Origin of the sequence: Aeromonas sp. FDAARGOS 1417 (assembly GCF_019046985.1) — a bacterium.
In the GTDB taxonomy this organism is placed as follows: domain Bacteria; phylum Pseudomonadota; class Gammaproteobacteria; order Enterobacterales; family Aeromonadaceae; genus Aeromonas; species Aeromonas veronii.
The window spans coordinates 4,600,635-4,618,570 of sequence record NZ_CP077221.1; the positions used below are offsets into that span (position 1 = coordinate 4,600,635).

Sequence of the window (17,936 nt, forward strand, 5' to 3'; positions counted from 1 at the left end):
AATCCGGCGCCTGATGGCGCCGGATTTTTTATATGCTCTGGCGGTCAACCCGCTCGGGATGACCCGCGAGAATTACTGGTAGAGACCCAGATTCGCTTTGGCGTAGGCTTCGAAATCGGTGCAGCCACCGATGTGCTGCTCGTCCAGGAAGATCTGCGGCACGGTGTTGACCGGCTTGCCGGCGCTCTTGGCCAGATCTTCTTTGGTGATGCCTTCTGCATGGATATCCACGTAGCGGAATTTGAAGTCATCGCGCTGTTCGGTCAGCTGCTCGGCGATCTGTACGGCACGGACACAGTAGGGGCAACCCGGGCGACCAAAAATCACTGCAAACATATTTTCTCTCCGTTTTTTAAGCCGTTTATGTATGGCCGTTGATATGAGGCAGGCAACAGCATAGCCCTGCCTCGTGGCGACTTGAAGCCGAAATTATCGATACCCTGATTCGAGTGGGCCTATTGGCTCAGCTCTCATCGGCGATCTGGATCGGCTGCTGCTGATAGATGCTCTCCAGCACCCCCTTCTCGAATACAGTCCAGGGCCACGGCGCCTTGCTGGCACGGTAGCGCTCATGGGTGGCCGGATCTTGGGACAGGCCACGCTGGAACATCACGAACGCCTTGCGCTGGCCGCCTGCCGTGTCGATAAAGCCCACCAGATTGGAGGTGCCGGTGATGGTACCGGTCTTGGCATGTACCTTGTTCTTCATCATGGGGGCGGTGACGCTGCGGCGCCACGCAAGGGTGCCATCCACCTGAGAGCTTGGCAGCAGCTTGATCAGGCCAAGCTCGGCATCATTTTTCTGGATGAAGTTCAGCACCGACATCATCTGACGGGCGCTGATGAGATTGTGAGCGGAAAGACCGGAGCCGTCAGCCAGGGTGGCATTGCCCAGATCGATGCCGTTCTTGGTCAGGATGGCGCGCACTGCCATGGTGCCGCTGCGATAGCTGCCTGGCTTGTTGTAGTAGTGACGACCCACGGTTTTGAGGAAGGTATCGGCATAGAGGTTGTCCGATTTCTTCAGCATCTTGGCGAGCATCACCGGCAGGGAGACCGAGTAGTGGGTGCCGAGGGTCTCTGCTCCTTCAGGGGCCTTGTGGGTGACCCGCAGCAGGCCATCATGCTTGATGCCGGCCCGGTTCATCGCCCAGCGGATGTTGTCCCAGCCCCAGGCTTCCACGTCGTGAATGGCGAAACGCAGCCCCTGCGGCTCCTTGTTCGGGGTGATACAGCCCTTGAGCTCGTAGAAGTTGCCCTTGGCCATGTCCACTTCCAGTGCGCAGAACTGGCGCGCCATGTCGCCATAGCTCATCACTTCCACGTTGTCGGCACCGATGCCGATGGGGACTCCGGTAGCTACATTGCCCACCGCCGGTTTGCCAATCTGGGTGGCAGTGATGGTGCCGTAGGCGCAGTTCTTGTCGATGATGACCGAGGAGACGGGCGCTGCGAAGCAGAGGGTCTGATCTCCCCATGACCAGCCGTTGCCGCGCTCGTAGCCGTTGTAGGCGCCGGTGTTGACGTAGACATTGCCCTTGATGCTGGTGACGCCGAGCTGCTTGAACAGGGCCAGCAGATCCATGCGGGAGAGGGTGGGGTCGCCGACGAAGTTAATCCAGATATCGCCGTTGATGGTGTCACCCTGTTTGGCACCGGGTTGGGCCTGAATGTCGGTGGCGAAGCGGAAATCGGCACCCAGCTCGAGGCGGGCCGCCAGCGCGGTGAGCACCTTCATGGTGGAAGCGGGGGCGATCATCTGATCGGCGTGGCGGGCGAACTCGACGCCGTTATTGCCCTGCACCATGATGGCGTACTGGCCACCCTGAGGGGGTGTCAGCGGGGCGGCATGAGCCGCCAGAGAAGAAAAGAGAGCACAAAAACCAATCAACAGCCGCTGCATAACATCCTCTAACGTGACGAAGGGCCCGGCAGTGGTGCCGACCCTGATAATTCAACCCGCCGATGCGGGATCGACGGGGGTAATGCAATTCATGCCATGTATGCTGGTCGCCATCATGCCATCGAGTTGGCGGTACGATAGCGACCCTCATAATCAAAAATTTTCTCTTTTATCTGCCAGAAGCGACCCGATTTGCGGGCGATGACAAAATCGGGATGACGGAACCGGCTTTGCGCGGCCAGCACGCTCGCCAAGGTGGCAAATTCGGGCTCCAGCCCCGGTGCGGGCCAATGATGACGCACAAAGTGCTGTTGAAACAAGCGCCGTGCGCCCGGGGAGTGAAATCCGAAGTATTCACTGAGGGTCAATCCATCCTCATCGTGGTAGGTCACCTCCAGCCGCTCCCCCTGTTTGCCGCGCCCTGCGGTGAAGGTGAGCCCGGCGCAGCGGATCACCATGCAATCCTTGAGGTTGAGCGCCTCTTTGAGCTTGTCGTCAGGGTCTACCAGCAGCTGATCGCAGCTCTGGCAGCGGCGGGCGGCGATGTCGTTCTCCGCACCGCAGCCGGGGCAGATCTTGGCGCGAAAGCGGAAATCACACTCCTCGCGGTTGCCCTCGTCATCTTCAAACAGCCCCTGACAGCGGCGGCCGTAGTGCTCGATCACCTTGCCATCCTCGTCGGTCTTGCCCCAGAAGGTGTTGGCAAAACCGCAGGCGGGGCAGGGTACCTGCACCGGCTCGGTACCGGCGTGGGGGCGGGGCTCCCCCACTTCGGGGGCGAACAGATTGAAGTTGTTGCCCGCATAGTCGAGTACCAGACAATCTGTCTTGCCCGGCGAGAGGCGCAGGCCCCGCCCCACAATCTGCTGATAGAGTGAGACCGACTCGGTGGGCCTGAGCATCACGATAAGATCGACATGGGGGGCATCGAAGCCGGTGGTGAGCACCGCCACGTTGACCAGAAACTTGAGTTCGCGCGCCTTGAAGGCGTTGATGAGGGCATCGCGCTCCGGCCCCGGGGTCTCGCCAGTGATAAGGGCCGCCTGCTCCCCTCTGGCGCCCAGCAGGCCGTGAATTTCGCGGGCATGTTCGACAGTGGCGGCGAAGATCATTACCCCCTGCCGGTCGGCAGCATACTCCAGCACCTGACTCAGGATATGGGGGGTGACCCGCTGCTGGCGCTTGAGCTCACCGTTGAGATCCGCCTCGCTAAAGAGGCCGTTCTCCCGAGCCACCAGCTTGCTGAAGTCGTAGTGGACGATGGGAGCATCCACCATGCGCGGTGGCGTCAGGTAGCCGTTTTTCACCATAAAACGCAAGGGCAGCTCGAACACGCAGTCGCCAAACAGCCGCTCGCCGTGGCTCTTGACCATGCCGTGGTAGTGGCGCCGGTAGATCCAGCCCAGCCCGAGCCGATAGGGGGTGGCGGTGAGGCCGAGGATCTTGAGGGCGGGATTGGCGGCCTTGAGGTGGTCGATCACCTGATGGTACTGGCTATCGTCATCGAGCGAGACCCGATGGCACTCATCGATGATGAGCAGCGAAAAGGCCCCGTCGAAGGCCGCCAGATTGCGGGCGACCGACTGCACCGAGCCGAACACCACCTGGGCGTTTGCCTCCTTGCGATCCAGGCCGGCAGCAAATATGTCGGCCTTGAGCCCCCACGCCTCGTACTTGGCGTGGTTCTGCTCCACCAGCTCCTTGACGTGGGCCAGCACCAGCACCCGACCGCGTGCCTTGCGGGCCAGTTCGGCGATCACCAGACTCTTGCCGGCACCGGTGGGCAGCACTACCACGGCGGGATCCGGGTGTTTGCGAAAGTGGCTGATCACGGCGTTGACGGCATCGGTCTGATAGGGTCTGAGAACGAACATACAGGCTTGGGTGTGTCGATGTGGGGTGGTGCAGGATGGCGCCATTATAGGGTGCTTGCCGTCACAAAAACAGCGGGCCGGCATGATGCCGGCCCGCAGGGTGCTTGGGTGCTGATCAATGGAACGGGAAGATGTAGTTCATCCAGCTTGCCATGCGCAGCAGTACTTTGCGCATCACAGATACATGGTGGAAGTAGTGGGTATAGATGGCAGCCTGCCCGCTGGAGCCTGCTATTACCTGATACTTGGCCCACTCGGGGTCGGTGATGGAGATAACCACCGGCAGACGACCCGGGCGCACCGCAGTGGTTTGATCCAGCAGACCGGCGTTGGCCTGCACGTTACCGGCGGCAATGGCCGGAACCACGGCGGTTACCTTGCCTTTGAAGATCTTGCCGGGTACGCCATCGATCACCACTTCGGCCTCATCGCCCACCGCCAGTCGCTGCATGCTGTTCTGCCAGAACCAGCCGACGTAGGCGGTGTCATCCTTGTGGATGAAGGTCATCACCGGACGATACATGAAGGGGGTGGCGATCATGCCGGGGCGCAGGGCCAACTGCACTACATGACCATCGCTCGGGGCATAGACCACGGTTTGGGACTGCTGGTACTTGGCTTCCATAAGCTGGGCTTGCAGATCGTTCAGGGTGGCTTTCTGCTGGTCAATCTGGGCCACGATGTCATCCACGTTGGCCTGGGTGACGTCGAGGTCGCGCTGCTTGCCCACGCCACGGCGCATCAGGTCGCTGGCGCGATCTCGATCCAGTCTGGCTGAGCGCAGTCTTGCCTCGATGGACTTGAGGTGCTCGCGGTTGGATTCGACCCGTGCGGTGAGGCTATCCACTTTCAGACGGAACGGCTCATCATCAAGGCGAAACAGCACGTCGCCTTTTTTCACCGGCTGGTTGGCTTGTACCGGCACCTCAACGACCCGGCCCTTGACCAGCGGCACTATGGGGGTGGAGACGTAGTAGTTGCGCGCCATCTCGGAGTAGGGATGGTTGTAGTTCATCAGCATGATGAGGGTGCCGATGAGCAGCACGCCACCCAGTGCTGCGGTGGGGACGGTCCACTTGTTGAGCGGGATGCGGAAGATTTTGAAGATGGCGACACACAGCGCCGTGTAGGTCAGGATCAGTAGCAGGTCCATGGTTTATCCCTGTTGCTCACTCTGTTCGATAGTGTTGATACGGCTCTTCAGATCCGCCAACTCCTGCTTGAGGGCCGCCAGCTCCTCTTCATCTTTTTGCAGCCGCTGGCTAAAGCCCCAGCCCCGATCGGGGCGATAGATGGTTGCCCAGATCCAGAGGAAGGGCCACAGCACATGCAAGGTAAACAGGCTGACCCAACCTGCCACGTGAATGGCATCCTGATGAGGGTGATTCCGATGTTTGGCAATCTCGTAAGGAATATCGTGGATAACGATGACTCCATAAAAAATGACCAGCCCGACAAAGACGAGCAGACCAAGTGCAAAATAATCAAGGGCCATTTATAACCTCCACTGGCATGACGCACAGCTTAATCATTGGTTCCAACAAGCACTAAAGCAATTAAGAATCACACATTTATCGTCAGTTCGCCCGGAATCTTAAAGCTATTCGCTGTATTGAAGCTGAAGCCGTTCAACAGTTGCATTATTAGTCTTTTTGTCATTAAAAAAGGCGCCATCAGGCGCCTTTTTTGTGCTGCTTTCGCTGCATTTTTTGCTGTTTTTACCCTTCGCTGGTACTGCTGACCAGCGGCTGGCGGAACTTCATCAGGAAGGCCACGGTAATGGCCGCCGTTGCAGTCAGGCCGATGATGGTGGAGGTCCCCATCTCCAGCCCGAACCCGATGGGGGCGTTGGCCAGATAGGTGATCACCACAGCAGTCATGAACATGGCGGGAATGGTGCAGATCCAGTGCAGCTTGCCCTCTTTAATGAGGTAGGCAGCCGCAGCCCACAGCATGATGACGGCGGTGGTCTGGTTGGCCCAGCCGAAGTAGCGCCAGATCACCCCGAATTCAGCTTTGGAGATGATGAAGCCAAGGATAAACATGGGGATGGCGATCAACAGACGCTTGGCCAGCGGCTTCTGGGTCATCTTCAGGAAGTCCGCCACGATCAGGCGAGCACTGCGAAACGCGGTGTCACCGGAGGTGATGGGCAGGATCACCACGCCGAGGATGGCCAGAATGCCGCCGACTGTGCCGAGCAGGCTGGTGGAGACTTCGTGTACCACGGCTGCCGGGCCGCCGTTGGCCATGGTAGCGTTGAGCGCTTCGGTGCTGTCGTAGAAGGAGAGACCCAGGGTGCACCAGATAAGGGCGATGATCCCTTCACCGATCATTGCACCGTAGAAGATGAAGCGGCCGGATTTTTCGTTCTGCATGCAGCGCGCCATCAGCGGTGACTGGGTGGCGTGGAAGCCGGATACCGCGCCACAGGCGATGGTGATGAAGAGAAGCGGCCACAGTGGTAGCTCGGTCGGGTGCAGGTTGGAGAAGTCCATCCCGGTGTTGTAGAAGCCTTTGCCGGAGGCGATCAGGCCAACGATGAGGCCGACCGACATGAAGACCAGCAGGGCGCCGAAGATGGGGTAGAAGCGGCCGATGATCTTGTCGATGGGGACTATGGTCGCGAGGATGTAGTAGGCAAAGATTGCCACAATCCAGTAGACCAGATCGGTGGAGGTGAGGTTGGCCAAGAGGCCCGCCGGGCTCAGCACAAATACCACGCCCACCAGCATCAGCAGCACCACAGCAAACAGGTTCATGAAGTGCTTGGCGGCGGTGCCCAGATGCTCACCGACCACGGTTGGCACCGAGGCCCCCTTGGCGCGTACCGACAGCATGCCGGAGAAGTAGTCATGTACCGCACCGGCGAAGATGCAGCCAAAGACGATCCACAGCATGGCGACCGGGCCATAGAGGGCACCCAGAATGGGGCCGAAGATGGGGCCGACGCCGGCGATGTTGAGCAGTTGAACCAGGTAGACTTTCTTGTCCGACATCGGGACATAGTCCACCCCGTCAGCCATGGTGATGGCGGGGGTTTTCAGCTCGGGTTTCGGGCTGAATATCCGTTCGATGAATTTGCCGTATATGAAGTAGCCGGCCACAAGTAAGCCGACACAGAGGAAGAACCAGATCATTGCTACGCTCCTGCATTGTTATTTTTTAGTGTGTAGAGCGAGTCTAAAACGGTTGCGCCTGACTGGCAGGTGAAACTCCCCGAGCGGCGCTTTGACGCGCCGAGCGGTCGGCGGCTGTGATCAGGCGCACACTCCGCGGCTCAGTCCAGCCCCAGCTGATCTTTGAGCTCCTTGAGATAGCGACGACTGACCGGCACCCGGGCGCCGCTCGGGGTGACAATCTCTGCCAGCTGGTTATCCAGCAGCCGGATCTCGAAGATGGCGTTGGGGGAGACCAGATACTGGCGGTGGCAGCGCAGCAGCGGGCTCTTCTCCTCCAGGGATTTGAGGGTGAGCTGGGTGTGGAACAGCTCGCCCTGGCAGGCCACATGGACCCCGCCCAGATCGGAGAAGGCATATTCCACCTGCGCGATGGGCAGCAACCTGACCCGATTGTGCAGATAGCCCGGAATATGTTCGATAGTCGGGGCCAGTCGCTCGATGGGCTGCGGGGAGATATCCTGCTTTAGGCGAGCGAGGGTCTTGGCGAGCCGGGCGGGCTCCACCGGTTTGAGCAGGTAGTCGAAGGCGTTCTCTTCAAAGGCCTGAATGGCATATTCGTCAAAGGCGGTGACAAAGACGATGCGGGGCAGGGGGTCGAGCATGGCGACCAGCTCCATGCCGCTCAGCTTGGGCATCTGGATATCGAGGAACACCACGTCGGGCTTGAGGCGCTGAATAAGCGGCAGCGCCTCGATGGCGTTGGTCGCTTCCCCCACGATCTCGATGGCAGGATCGCAGGCCAGCTGCTGCCTCAGCTCTTCGCGGGCGTAGTGTTCGTCATCGACAATCAGGGTGCGGATCATGGTTGCTCCTTGGGGATGGTGATCGAGACCCGGGTCCACTGCTCAGGCTCGCAGGCAATAGTCACGCCATAGCGCTCGCCAAAGGCGCTTTTCAGTCGCCGATCGACAATGGTCATGCCCAGACCGTCGCCAGCGGGGTGTGCTTGCCAAGTGCCTGCATTATCTTCCACATGGATGGTGACGCTGGTGGGATGCTCATCGGTATAGAGGCGAATGCGCCCTTGCTCCAGCAGGGTCGAGACGCCGTGCTTGATGGCATTCTCGATCAGCGGTTGCAGGGTGAAGCTGGGCAGTCGCAGTGTGGCCAGATGGGGCGGGATCTCGTTTATCACCGTCAGCCGATCGCCAAAGCGGGCCAGCTCGATCTCCAGATAGGATTGGCAGTGCTCCTGCTCCTCCTGCAGGGTCGCAAGGCCGCTCTGTCGCTTGAGGTTCTTGCGAAAGAACAGCGACAGGTGCAGCAGCAGATCCCGCGCCTTGTCCGGATCGCGCCGGGTGATGGCACTGATGGTGTTGAGGGTGTTGAACAGAAAGTGGGGGTTGATCTGGGCCTGGATAAGTTTCAACTCGGACTGCACCAGCAGCCGCTGATGTTGCTCCAGCCGACCGGCCAGCAACTGCTGTGACAGCAGGTTGGCAATCCCTTCCCCCAAGGTGTGGTTGATCTTGAGAAACAGCCGCTTCTTCGGTTCGTAGAGCTTGATGGTGCCGATCACTCCTTTGTCCCCCTGCAGCGGGATCACCAGCACCGAACCCAGCTGGCATGCGGGGGAGAGGCTGCAGCGATAGGGTTGGCTGTTGCCATCGGCAAACAGCACCTTGTTTTGGGCGATGGCCTGCATGGTGATGGCAGATGCAATGGGGGTGCCCGGCAGATGGTGGTCTTCCCCGGTGCCGATAAAGGCGAGGATCTGCTCGGTGTCCGTGATGGCGACAGCCCCCACGCCGGTCTCCTCCTGAATGATGCGGGCAATCTTGTTGCTCGCCTCCGGGGTAAAGCCCTGACTCATGATCCCCACTGTGCGGTTGGCGATATTGAGCGCCTTGGCGGAGAAGACCCGGGAGAACTTCTCATACATCCGCTGCTGGTCGCGGATCATGCTGATAAAGAGCGCCGCGCCGCAGGAGTTGGCCAGAATCATCGGGGTGGCGATGGTGCGTACCAGCAGCAGGGATTTGTCGAACGGGGTCGCCACCAGCAGGATGATGACCATCTGCATGATCTCTGCGTAGAGGGTGGTAAAGAAGGCGATACGCGGTTCAAACAGGGCATCCGTTCGTCCCGAGCGCATCAGTCGCCAGTGCACTATGCCTCCGAGCAACCCCTCGCAGGTGGTGGAGATGGCGCAGGCGAGATCGGTAAATCCCCCCAGCGTATAGCGGTGCAGGCCGCCGGTCAGCCCCACCAGAAAGCCCACCAGCGGCCCCCCCAATAATCCCCCCAAGACGGCGCCGACCGCCCGGGTGTTGGCGATGGCATCGTCGATATCGAGGCCTACATAGGTACCGAGGATACAAAAGCTGGAAAAGATGATGTATATCAGTATCTTGTGAGGTAATCTCACTGAATAGTTGGCAAGCGGGCGCAGCAGCGGGCTTTTCGAGAAGAGATAGGCGATCACCAAGCTGACGCTCATCTGTTGCAGCAAGGAGAGGACCAACTGCATAAAAAACGCTCCTCATAAGCCAGCTGAAAAAATAGCCAGCCCGTGAATAAGTGTGATCAGGATCTTGTTCTGTTGGCCCAACGGGGCGCAACGGGCCGCCAGTTTGCCAGAACAAGTGGATAAAACCATATCAAATCAGCATGTTAAATTGATATTTGTGTAAGCGGCAGCGGGTTGATATTGATGGATGGAGCATGAATGTATCCGCTGGATACGCCACACGGAGGTGGCATGCTCCGCCCGGCCCCTTGGCTGGGCGTTTTTTATACATGGTCAGTTGGCAACCTTCTGATGGGGGTTTGAGCAATTATTCCGGTTTGTCCAATGAGTTATCCCCAGCTTCTGGGGATAACTCAGAATGCAAAGTAGTAGCAGAAGCGGCGGGTCAGGTTGAAGAACTGCCGTTGTCCCTCATCGAGCTCTTCCTGTTTGATAAAAGCAGTGATGGTGCGTTCATCTTCCCGCAGATCGATCATGGCGACGGCTTCCGGCCGCTGGGCCTTGATATAGGGCAGGATCTTCGGTTTGAGGGGCATGGTGGGCTCGGTGGAGAGCACCAGCGCAATGCTCTCGTCGGAGAGTTTCACCAGTGAACCCGGCGGATAGACCCCCAGCACCTTGACCAGCAACTTGACCAGATTCTGGTCGAACTTCTTCTGGGATAACTTGTAGAGCTGGCTGATGGCCTGACTCGGCGCGGCCGGGTTGCCGCTGTTGCGGGGATGGAGCAGCTCGTCATAGAAGTCGACCAGCCCGATCAACCGCGCCAGCGGCGGGATCTCCCCGCCCTTGATCCCGAGCGGATACCCGCTGCCATCGAGCCGCTCGTGGTGCAGATGGGCGACCTGACGGATTTTCGGTTCAAAGGCGTTGAGCTGGGTCAGCATCTCCAGCCCGTACTGGGGATGCATATTGAGGAAGTTCTGCTCGGCCTTGTTGAGATCCCCCCGTTTTTGGGTGATCTGGCTCGGGATTTTCAGTTCGCCGATGTCGTGGATAAGTCCCGCAAGTCCCGTCTCCTCAATCTCGATGGGGTTCATGCCGAGTTCGCGTGCCATCAGCATGGCGATAAAGGCGACGTTGAGGCTGTGTTGCAGCAGGATATCGGTGTGGGGGCTGCGAATAAGGTGGAGCCCGAGAGGCCCTTCATGCTGACTGAGGGTGAAGGCGGCATTGCGGACGATCTGGGCGGTATTGGCCAGTCCCTCATCCGGTTTGAGGTTCAGCGCCCCGAGTGCATCGCGCAGCTCGCTCATGGATTGGCCAAAGGCTTTGTCGGCTGCGCGCATGGAGCGGCGAAAGGCCTTTTCGTCAAAGGGGGGCGGGCCCGAGGCAATCAGCTCTTCCAGCTCGTCAAGATCAGGCCCGGCATCCGGGATATCGCCGCGCAGCAGCGGCTCTATGGGCAGATCGCTCTTGTCGGGGTCGACCAACAGCAGGGTGAGATCAAGATGACGGAGAATGTCGAGTTGCTGCTGATCCTTGATCTTGAAGGTATTGAACATAAATGGGTGGTTAGTCCATCCCGTGGGGAGATGGATATAGTGGCCTACTCTCAACTGCTCTATCGAGGCTTGGATCAGTGCCATCGGTTAACCTGCATTTCATGAATGCCTACTCAACAAGCTAGCAAAATCCGATGGATAGACAACTAAAAATCCATTTCGGGGCCGTGGAGCGCCCCGTGCTGTGATGGGGCGCACGAGCGCCGTGCTTCTCCTCTTAATTCGCGCTTAAGTTTTACTTCCTACGCTGGCCCCGTCGTTTTTGTTGGCTTGGCCGGCCCGCTGCGCTGCAGGCCGATATGTAGGAGTTGTTTATGCGTGTAACCCTCGGTGTACTGCAGACCAATCTGTTGCTGGTGCTCTTTTTCGCCCTGGTACTGAACTGGCCAATCTTTTTGCATTTCTATACGGTGCTCAGCACCCTGACCCATGTCAAAGCCGGATTTGTCATCTCGATCCCGCTGGTGCTGATCGCGGCGCTCAATGCCGTGTTTATTCCCTTCACGTTCCGGTTTGTGCTCAAGCCCTTTTTTACCGTGCTCATTCTGACTGGCTCCATCGTCAGCTACGCCATGCTCAAATACGGCGTCATCTTTGATGCCGGCATGATCCAGAACATAGTGGAGACCAACAGTGGTGAGGCGGGGGCCTATTTGAATGGCTCGGTTGCGCTCTGGTTTCTGCTGACCGGGCTGCTGCCTGTTCTGGTGCTCTGGTCACTGCGGATTCGCTATCCTGCTCGCTGGTATCAGGGGGGGGCGTTGCGGGCTGGTGCACTGGCTATCTCTCTGCTGTTTATCGGGGGCGTCGCGTCACTTTATTATCAGGATTACGCCTCGGTCGGGCGCAACAACAAGTCGCTGGCCAAAGAGATTGTGCCTGCCAACTATGTGCACGGCCTCTACAAATATGGGCGGGATGTGCTGTTTGCCACGCCGATCCCTTACCAGCAGTTGGGGACAGATGCCAGGGTGGTGGCCCGGGGAAGCAAGCCGACTTTGATGTTCCTGGTGGTGGGGGAGACGGCGCGCAGCCAGAACTACTCCCTTAACGGGTATGGCAAGGCGACCAACAGCTTCACGGCCAAAGAGCAGGGGGTGGTGTCGTTCAAAGATGTGCGCTCCTGCGGTACTGCCACAGCGGTTTCGGTGCCCTGCATGTTCTCCAACCTCACGCGCCGTGGCTACGATGACCAGCTCGCCAGCTCCCGTGACGGCCTGCTCGATGTGCTGCAACATGCCGGAGTCTCGGTATTGTGGAAAGAGAACGATGGCGGTTGCAAAGGGGTGTGCCGCAATGTGCCGACCATCGAGATCCTTCCCAAATCCTATCCTGCGCTCTGTCAGGGGGAGTCTTGTTATGACGAGGTGTTGCTGGAGGGGCTGGATCAGCAGATTGCCGGCATGAAGGGCAACAAGCTGGTGGCCTTTCATCTGATGGGCAGCCATGGCCCGACCTATTTCCGTCGTTACCCTGCCAGCGAGCGCGCCTTTATGCCGGACTGCCCGCGTAGCGACATTGAAAACTGCAGCAACGAAGAGCTGGTCAACACCTATGACAACACCATCCGCTACACCGACAAGGTGGTGGGACTGCTGATAGACAAGCTCAAGTCGCTGGAGAGCCAGTATGATGTGGGACTGGTCTATCTCTCCGATCACGGCGAATCCCTCGGGGCCATGGGGCTCTATCTGCACGGCACGCCCTACAAGTTTGCGCCGGATGATCAGACCCGGGTGCCGCTGCTGACCTGGTTCTCGCCTCAGTTACAGGCCGATCGCCAGCTTGATATGGGTTGCCTGGCGGCGGAGGCGAGCAGCCAGCGTTTCTCCCACGACAACCTGTTTCACTCCATGCTGGGGATCATGGATGTGCAGACCAGTGTCTACGACAACAAGCTGGATCTGTTCAAGCCGTGTCGGGCGGGCTAAACCGCCAGCAATCACACAATAGAAAACGGCAGCCACTGGCTGCCGTTTTGTTATCTCGCAAGATCAGAGCCTTACTTCTGCTCCATGATGATCTGCAGCAGATCTCCCTCCAGCAGAGCGCGCTTGACCAGTGCAAAGCCGCCATAGGTCGGCTGGTTCTGGAAGCGGGCTTTCACGATGGGCAGGCCACGGTGGAAGCTCGGCAGGGATTGATGCTCGACACAGCGACGGATGGCCGGGAAGAGGATCTCTTCGGCGGCGGTGATTTCACCGGCGATCAGCACCTTCTGCGGGTTGAACAGGTTGACCGTGATGGCCACTGCCCGTCCCAGATGCTCACCCACGTTCTCGATCACGCTGCGGGCCAGTTCATCGCCCGCCAGCGCCGCCTTGCACACCTCCTGAATGGTGATGTGCTTCTCTTGCAGCGCGCTCTGGTGACCGCGGCTGATGAGCTCCTTCACCTTGTCGATGATCGCTTCGTTGGAGGCGATGGTTTCGAGGCAGCCGAAGTTGCCACAGTGGCAGCGCTTGCCGAGCGGCTCGACCTGAATATGGCCGATCTCGCCGACGTTGCGGTTCTGACCGAGGAACACCTGACCCTTGGTGATGATCCCCGAGCCCGTCCCCTGATGGACACTCACCAGAATGGAGTCCATGCAGTCGCGGGACTCGCCGAAGAAGTGTTCGGCCAGTGCCAGAGAGCGGGTGTCGTTGCCCACGTAGCAGGGGAGGTTGAAGTGGTTCTCAAGCAGCTTCGCCAACCCCAGATTGCGGATCTGGTACTTGGGGGTGTAGATGACCATACCGGATTCAGGGTTGACCAGACCCGGCATGGTCAGCGCGATGCTGATGAGGTTGCGACAACGTTCGCGGTTGGCATCTATAAAGGCGCCAATCTCTCGCAGCAGCATGTCGACCACGGGTTGCTGGTCGATCTCGGTCACCTGAATGACGTGCTGGTCGAGCTCCTTGCCATCGAGGTCATAGAGACTCAGTTGCAGGTAGCCGCGGCCCAGCTTGGCAGAGACAAACTGAAAGCGATGTTTGATGGTGGTCAGGGAGATGGCACGCCGCCCGCCGGTTGAGGCTTGCGGAGAGGTCTCCTTGATCAGGCCATGCTCGATCAGTTGCCGGGTTATTTTGGTCACGCTGGCCGGGGCCAGCTGACTCAACTCGGCAATCTTGACCCGGGAGATGGGGCCTTGCAGGTCGATGAGCCGATACACGGCTGCACTGTTGACCTGCTTGATAAGATCTACGTTTGCTATTTGTCCGCCAGTCATGATGTCACTGTTGTGTGTAGTGTCCGTTAACCACGGTCCCACGGACCGTGAAGTCCTGATCGAAGACAGTGAGGTTGGCAACTTTACCGACCTGGATACTACCGAGACGTGAGTCCCATCCAATGGCGCGAGCGGGGTAGAGGCTGGCCATTCTCAGTGCTTCATCGAGCGGTAATCCGACCTGCTTGACCAGATTTTCCACCCCCTCAATCATGGTGAGGGAGGAACCGCCGAGTGTACCATTCTCGTCGACACACTGACCATCGCGTAAAAAGACGGTGGTGCCACAAAAATCAAATTTCTCAAAGCCTTCCGGTGCACCGGCTGCCGCGGTGGCATCGGTGACCAGCACCAGTCGCTCCCCCAGTGCCTTGTGAGCCAGACGCACGTTGGCCCAGTGCACATGGTGCCCATCGACGATGATGCCCGCGTAGACATCCTTGCGATCATAGATGGCGCCCACGACGCCCGGCTCGCGACCGTTGAGGGTCGGGGTCATGGCGTTGTAGAGGTGGGTCGCAAAGCGAATACCGTTATCGAACCCGGCCATGGCCTGATCGTAACTGGCGGCAGTGTGACCGGCCGAGACCAGGATCCCAGCTTCCACCAGACGGCGGATATGGGCCGGCTCGTTGCGCTCCGGTGCCAGGGTGATTTTGGTGATGGCATCTGCGTTGGCGCAGAAGAAGTCGATCATCTCGTCCGCTGGCTGGCGAATTTGAGCGGCAGGGTGGATCCCCTTGCGCTTGAGGTTGGTGTAAGGCCCTTCCAGATGGACGCCCAGCACCTCGTTGGGGTTGGCAGCCATGTAGTCACGGGTCACCGCAACGGCCTGCTTCATATCCGCATCCGGACTGGTGATCAGGGTCGGCAGGAAGCTGGTGGTACCGGATTTGAGGTTGGCCGCCTGCATGGTTGCCAGGGTCTCGACCGTGATGTCTGTGTTGAACATCACCCCGCCACAGCCGTTGAGCTGCACATCGATAAAACCGGCGGTCAGGTTGGCGCCTTTGAGGTCAATCTGCTCGATGCCCGCAGGCAGTTCGGCCAGGTGAGAGATGGCGACAATCTTGTCGCCCTCGATAAGCACCCCGTAGCCGGTCAGCACGCAGCTGCCGGTGTAGAGGGTGCTGTTGGTCAATGCGTACATGGCGACTCCTTACAGACGGCCGATGTTGGCGGCTTCCAGTTGCTGGAAGTAGCGAACGGTCTTGACCTTGAGCTCCATGGTAGAGGGCTCGTCGCACACCATCATTCCCTTCGGATGCAGTTGCAGGGTGGAGATGGTCCACATGTGGTTGACGCTGCCTTCCACGGCGGCCTGCAGGGCCAGTGCCTTGCCGTGACCGGTGACCAGGATCATGATCTCTTCCGCATCCATCAGGGTGCCGACACCCACGGTCAGGGCCAGTTTGGGCACCTGCTCCATGTCGCCACCGAAGAAGCGGGAGTTGGCGATACGGGTGTCTTCGGTCAGGGTCTTGACCCGGGTGCGGGAGGAGAGGGAAGAAGCCGGCTCGTTGAATGCGATGTGGCCGTCGTTACCCACGCCACCCATGAACAGGTGGATCTTGCCGTAGGACTTGATTTTGTCTTCGTAGCGCTTGCACTCGGCCACCAGATCCTCGGCATTGCCGTTGAGGATGTTGATGTTCTCGGGACGAATGTCGATGTGGCTGAAGAAGTTGTTGTGCATGAAGCTGTGGTAGCTCTCCGGGTGATCTTCCGGCAAGCCGACGTACTCGTCCATGTTGAAGGTGACCACGTTCTGGAAGCTCACTTCACCGGCTTTGTGCAACTCGATCAGGCGCTTGTAGGTGTTGAGCGGGGTGCCACCGGTGGGCAGGCCCAGTACGAAAGGGCGATCGCTGGTCGGCTTGAACGCGTTGATGCGGTCAACGATGTAACGAGCAGACCACAGGCCTACTTGGCTGGCAGATTTCAACGGGATCAGGCGCATATGGGATACCTCTGTGTCGGGTTGCGACCGGTTTGGCGGTGGCAATTGGCTAAGACGGATTCAAGTTGTTTTATAGCGTAAATAAAGATTGCGAACTAAGCCACATCTATCCACCACCTTTATCTTGTTTGGGTGATAACGATCACGATTATCGGTTTATTAATTTGCGCAGCGAAATAAAAGCCCTAGACTGCCAATCAAGCCTTGATGGCTTATGCGTCAAACGTGATAAGCACTTAATTTCTAGAAAAACATTAACTAAGGAGAGGAACCGTGAACATTCTCGGTTATTTGCAAAAGATCGGCCGTGCCCTGATGGTGCCGGTAGCGGTATTGCCTGCCGCCGCGATCCTGATGGGGGTTGGCTACTGGATTGACCCGAATGGTTGGGGTGGTGACAGTGCGCTGGCTGCCTTCCTGATTAAAGCGGGCGCAGCCATTATCGATAACATGTCCGTACTGTTCGCAGTCGGTGTCGCTTACGGTATGTCCAAGGATAAAGACGGTTCTGCTGCGCTGGCAGGTCTGGTCGGCTTCCTGGTCGTTACCACCCTGCTGAGCCCGGGCGCTGTGGCCCAGATCAAGAGCATCCCGGTGGAGCAGGTTCCTGCCGCGTTTGCCAAGATCAGCAACCAGTTCGTGGGTATCCTGTGTGGTGTTATCGCCGCTGAGCTGTACAACCGCTTCAGCAGCGTCGAGCTGCACAAGGCACTCTCCTTCTTCTCCGGTCGCCGTCTGGTACCGATCGTAACCTCCGTGGTGATGATCGTCGTATCCTTCATCCTGATGGCCGTATGGCCGGCAATCTACGGTGGTCTGGTCTCCTTCGGTGAGTCCATCGTGAGCCTGGGCTCTACCGGCGCCGGTATCTACGCCTTCTTCAACCGTTTGCTGATCCCGATCGGTCTGCACCACGCCCTGAACTCCGTGTTCTGGTTCAACGTGGCCGGTATCAACGACATCCCGAACTTCCTGGGTGGTCAGGCTACCATCGATGCCGCTCTGGCCGCTGGCAAGAGCCTGGAGCAGGTGAAAGGCGTGGTTGGTATGTACCAGGCTGGCTTCTTCCCCATCATGATGTTCGGTCTGCCGGGTGCTGCGCTGGCCATCTACCACTCCGCCAAGAAAGAGAACAAAGAGAAAGTTGCCTCCATCATGATCGCAGCTGCCTTTGCCTCCTTCTTCACCGGTGTAACCGAGCCGCTCGAGTTCTCCTTCATGTTCGTGGCGCCGGTACTGTATGTCATCCACGCCGTACTGACCGGTATCTCCGTGTTCATCGCTGCCTCCATGCAGTGGATGGCCGGTTTCGGTTTCAGTGCCGGTCTGGTGGATATGGTGCTCTCCAGCCGTAACCCGCTGGCGACCAACTGGTACATGCTGATCCCTCAGGGTCTGGTCTTCTTCGGCCTCTACTACACCGTGTTCCGCGTAGTGATTGCCAAGCTGAACCTGAAAACCCCGGGTCGTGAAGATGACGAAGATACTGCTCCGGCTGCCGCTCAATCTACCAACCGTACCGAGCTGGCCAAGCAATACCTGGAAGTGCTGGGTGGTCAAGAGAACTTGGTCTCCATCGATGCCTGCATCACCCGTCTGCGTCTGACTCTGAAAGACCGCAGCATCGTCGATGAGCGCAAGCTGAAAGCCCTGGGTGCGGCCGGTGTGGTCAAACTCGGTGAGCAGAACCTGCAGGTGATTCTGGGCCCATTGGCCGAAATCATCGCCGGTGAGATGAAAGCCCTGCGTTAATCGAGCGACTCGCTCACCTCAAGTCTAAGTCCATTGTTGACATAACTAAGGGCCCCGCTCAGGGGCCCCATAT

At 58.7% G+C, this 17,936-nt stretch carries 14 protein-coding genes; 2 read left to right on the plus strand and 12 right to left on the minus strand.

Features of this window, described 5'->3' with window-relative positions; all coding sequences use genetic code 11:
• Positions 1 to 72: 72 nt before the first annotated feature.
• The 9 genes from I6L47_RS21390 to I6L47_RS21430 all read right to left on the minus strand — a co-directional run bounded on the left by I6L47_RS21390 (position 73) and on the right by I6L47_RS21430 (position 11,018).
• Positions 73 to 336 (minus strand): GrxA family glutaredoxin, encoded by a 264-nt coding sequence (locus I6L47_RS21390; RefSeq protein ID WP_005337870.1) that lies wholly within the window; start codon positions 334 to 336, stop codon positions 73 to 75.
• A 127-nt stretch (positions 337 to 463) separates the two neighbouring features.
• On the minus strand, positions 464 to 1,903 hold the full coding sequence (gene dacB, locus I6L47_RS21395; RefSeq protein ID WP_005350510.1) for a D-alanyl-D-alanine carboxypeptidase/D-alanyl-D-alanine-endopeptidase: 1,440 nt from the start codon (positions 1,901 to 1,903) through the stop codon (positions 464 to 466).
• 113 nt (positions 1,904 to 2,016) lie between these two features.
• Positions 2,017 to 3,777 (minus strand): DEAD/DEAH box helicase, encoded by a 1,761-nt coding sequence (locus I6L47_RS21400; RefSeq protein ID WP_216948318.1) that lies wholly within the window; start codon positions 3,775 to 3,777, stop codon positions 2,017 to 2,019.
• Between the two features lie 115 nt (positions 3,778 to 3,892).
• On the minus strand, positions 3,893 to 4,930 hold the full coding sequence (locus I6L47_RS21405) for an HlyD family secretion protein (protein WP_064336863.1): 1,038 nt from the start codon (positions 4,928 to 4,930) through the stop codon (positions 3,893 to 3,895).
• Between the two features lie 3 nt (positions 4,931 to 4,933).
• Positions 4,934 to 5,272: a DUF3302 domain-containing protein gene (locus tag I6L47_RS21410; protein WP_005337862.1), complete on the minus strand. Its 339-nt coding sequence runs from the start codon at positions 5,270 to 5,272 to the stop codon at positions 4,934 to 4,936.
• Between the two features lie 223 nt (positions 5,273 to 5,495).
• The gene (locus I6L47_RS21415) at positions 5,496 to 6,917 is read right to left on the minus strand and encodes a carbon starvation protein A (protein WP_005350521.1); all 1,422 of its coding nucleotides are present in this window, start codon (positions 6,915 to 6,917) and stop codon (positions 5,496 to 5,498) included.
• Between the two features lie 140 nt (positions 6,918 to 7,057).
• Positions 7,058 to 7,762 carry a two-component system response regulator BtsR gene (gene btsR / locus I6L47_RS21420; protein ID WP_206874279.1) on the minus strand — a complete coding sequence of 235 codons (705 nt, stop codon included), beginning with the start codon at positions 7,760 to 7,762 and terminating at the stop codon, positions 7,058 to 7,060.
• Positions 7,759 to 9,429 carry a sensor histidine kinase gene (locus tag I6L47_RS21425; protein ID WP_216948319.1) on the minus strand — a complete coding sequence of 557 codons (1,671 nt, stop codon included), beginning with the start codon at positions 9,427 to 9,429 and terminating at the stop codon, positions 7,759 to 7,761. The genes btsR and I6L47_RS21425 overlap by 4 nt, the downstream gene beginning before the upstream one ends.
• 353 nt (positions 9,430 to 9,782) lie before the next feature.
• Positions 9,783 to 11,018, minus strand: a complete 1,236-nt coding sequence (locus I6L47_RS21430) for an HD-GYP domain-containing protein (protein WP_216948320.1) — start codon at positions 11,016 to 11,018, stop codon at positions 9,783 to 9,785.
• 230 nt (positions 11,019 to 11,248) lie between these two features.
• Between I6L47_RS21430 and I6L47_RS21435 the strand changes: the two genes are divergently transcribed.
• A complete protein-coding gene (locus tag I6L47_RS21435; RefSeq protein WP_216948321.1) occupies positions 11,249 to 12,865 on the plus strand; it encodes a phosphoethanolamine transferase in 1,617 nt (538 codons plus the stop codon).
• A 71-nt stretch (positions 12,866 to 12,936) separates the two neighbouring features.
• Here the strand turns inward: I6L47_RS21435 and I6L47_RS21440 are convergent, their stop codons facing one another.
• The 3 genes from I6L47_RS21440 to nagB are packed head-to-tail and all read right to left on the minus strand — an operon-like array spanning position 12,937 to position 16,111.
• A complete protein-coding gene (locus I6L47_RS21440; RefSeq protein WP_005334312.1) occupies positions 12,937 to 14,151 on the minus strand; it encodes an ROK family protein in 1,215 nt (404 codons plus the stop codon).
• 4 nt (positions 14,152 to 14,155) lie between these two features.
• Positions 14,156 to 15,301: an N-acetylglucosamine-6-phosphate deacetylase gene (gene nagA / locus I6L47_RS21445; RefSeq protein WP_216948322.1), complete on the minus strand. Its 1,146-nt coding sequence runs from the start codon at positions 15,299 to 15,301 to the stop codon at positions 14,156 to 14,158.
• A gap of 9 nt (positions 15,302 to 15,310) precedes the next feature.
• Positions 15,311 to 16,111: a glucosamine-6-phosphate deaminase gene (gene nagB / locus I6L47_RS21450; RefSeq protein WP_005334308.1), complete on the minus strand. Its 801-nt coding sequence runs from the start codon at positions 16,109 to 16,111 to the stop codon at positions 15,311 to 15,313.
• Positions 16,112 to 16,384: 273 nt separating this feature from the next.
• Here nagB and nagE point away from each other — a divergent pair, with 273 nt between their 5' ends.
• Positions 16,385 to 17,863, plus strand: coding sequence for an N-acetylglucosamine-specific PTS transporter subunit IIBC (gene nagE, locus I6L47_RS21455; protein ID WP_021231106.1), 1,479 nt, complete (start codon positions 16,385 to 16,387; stop codon positions 17,861 to 17,863).
• Positions 17,864 to 17,936: the final 73 nt, after the last annotated feature.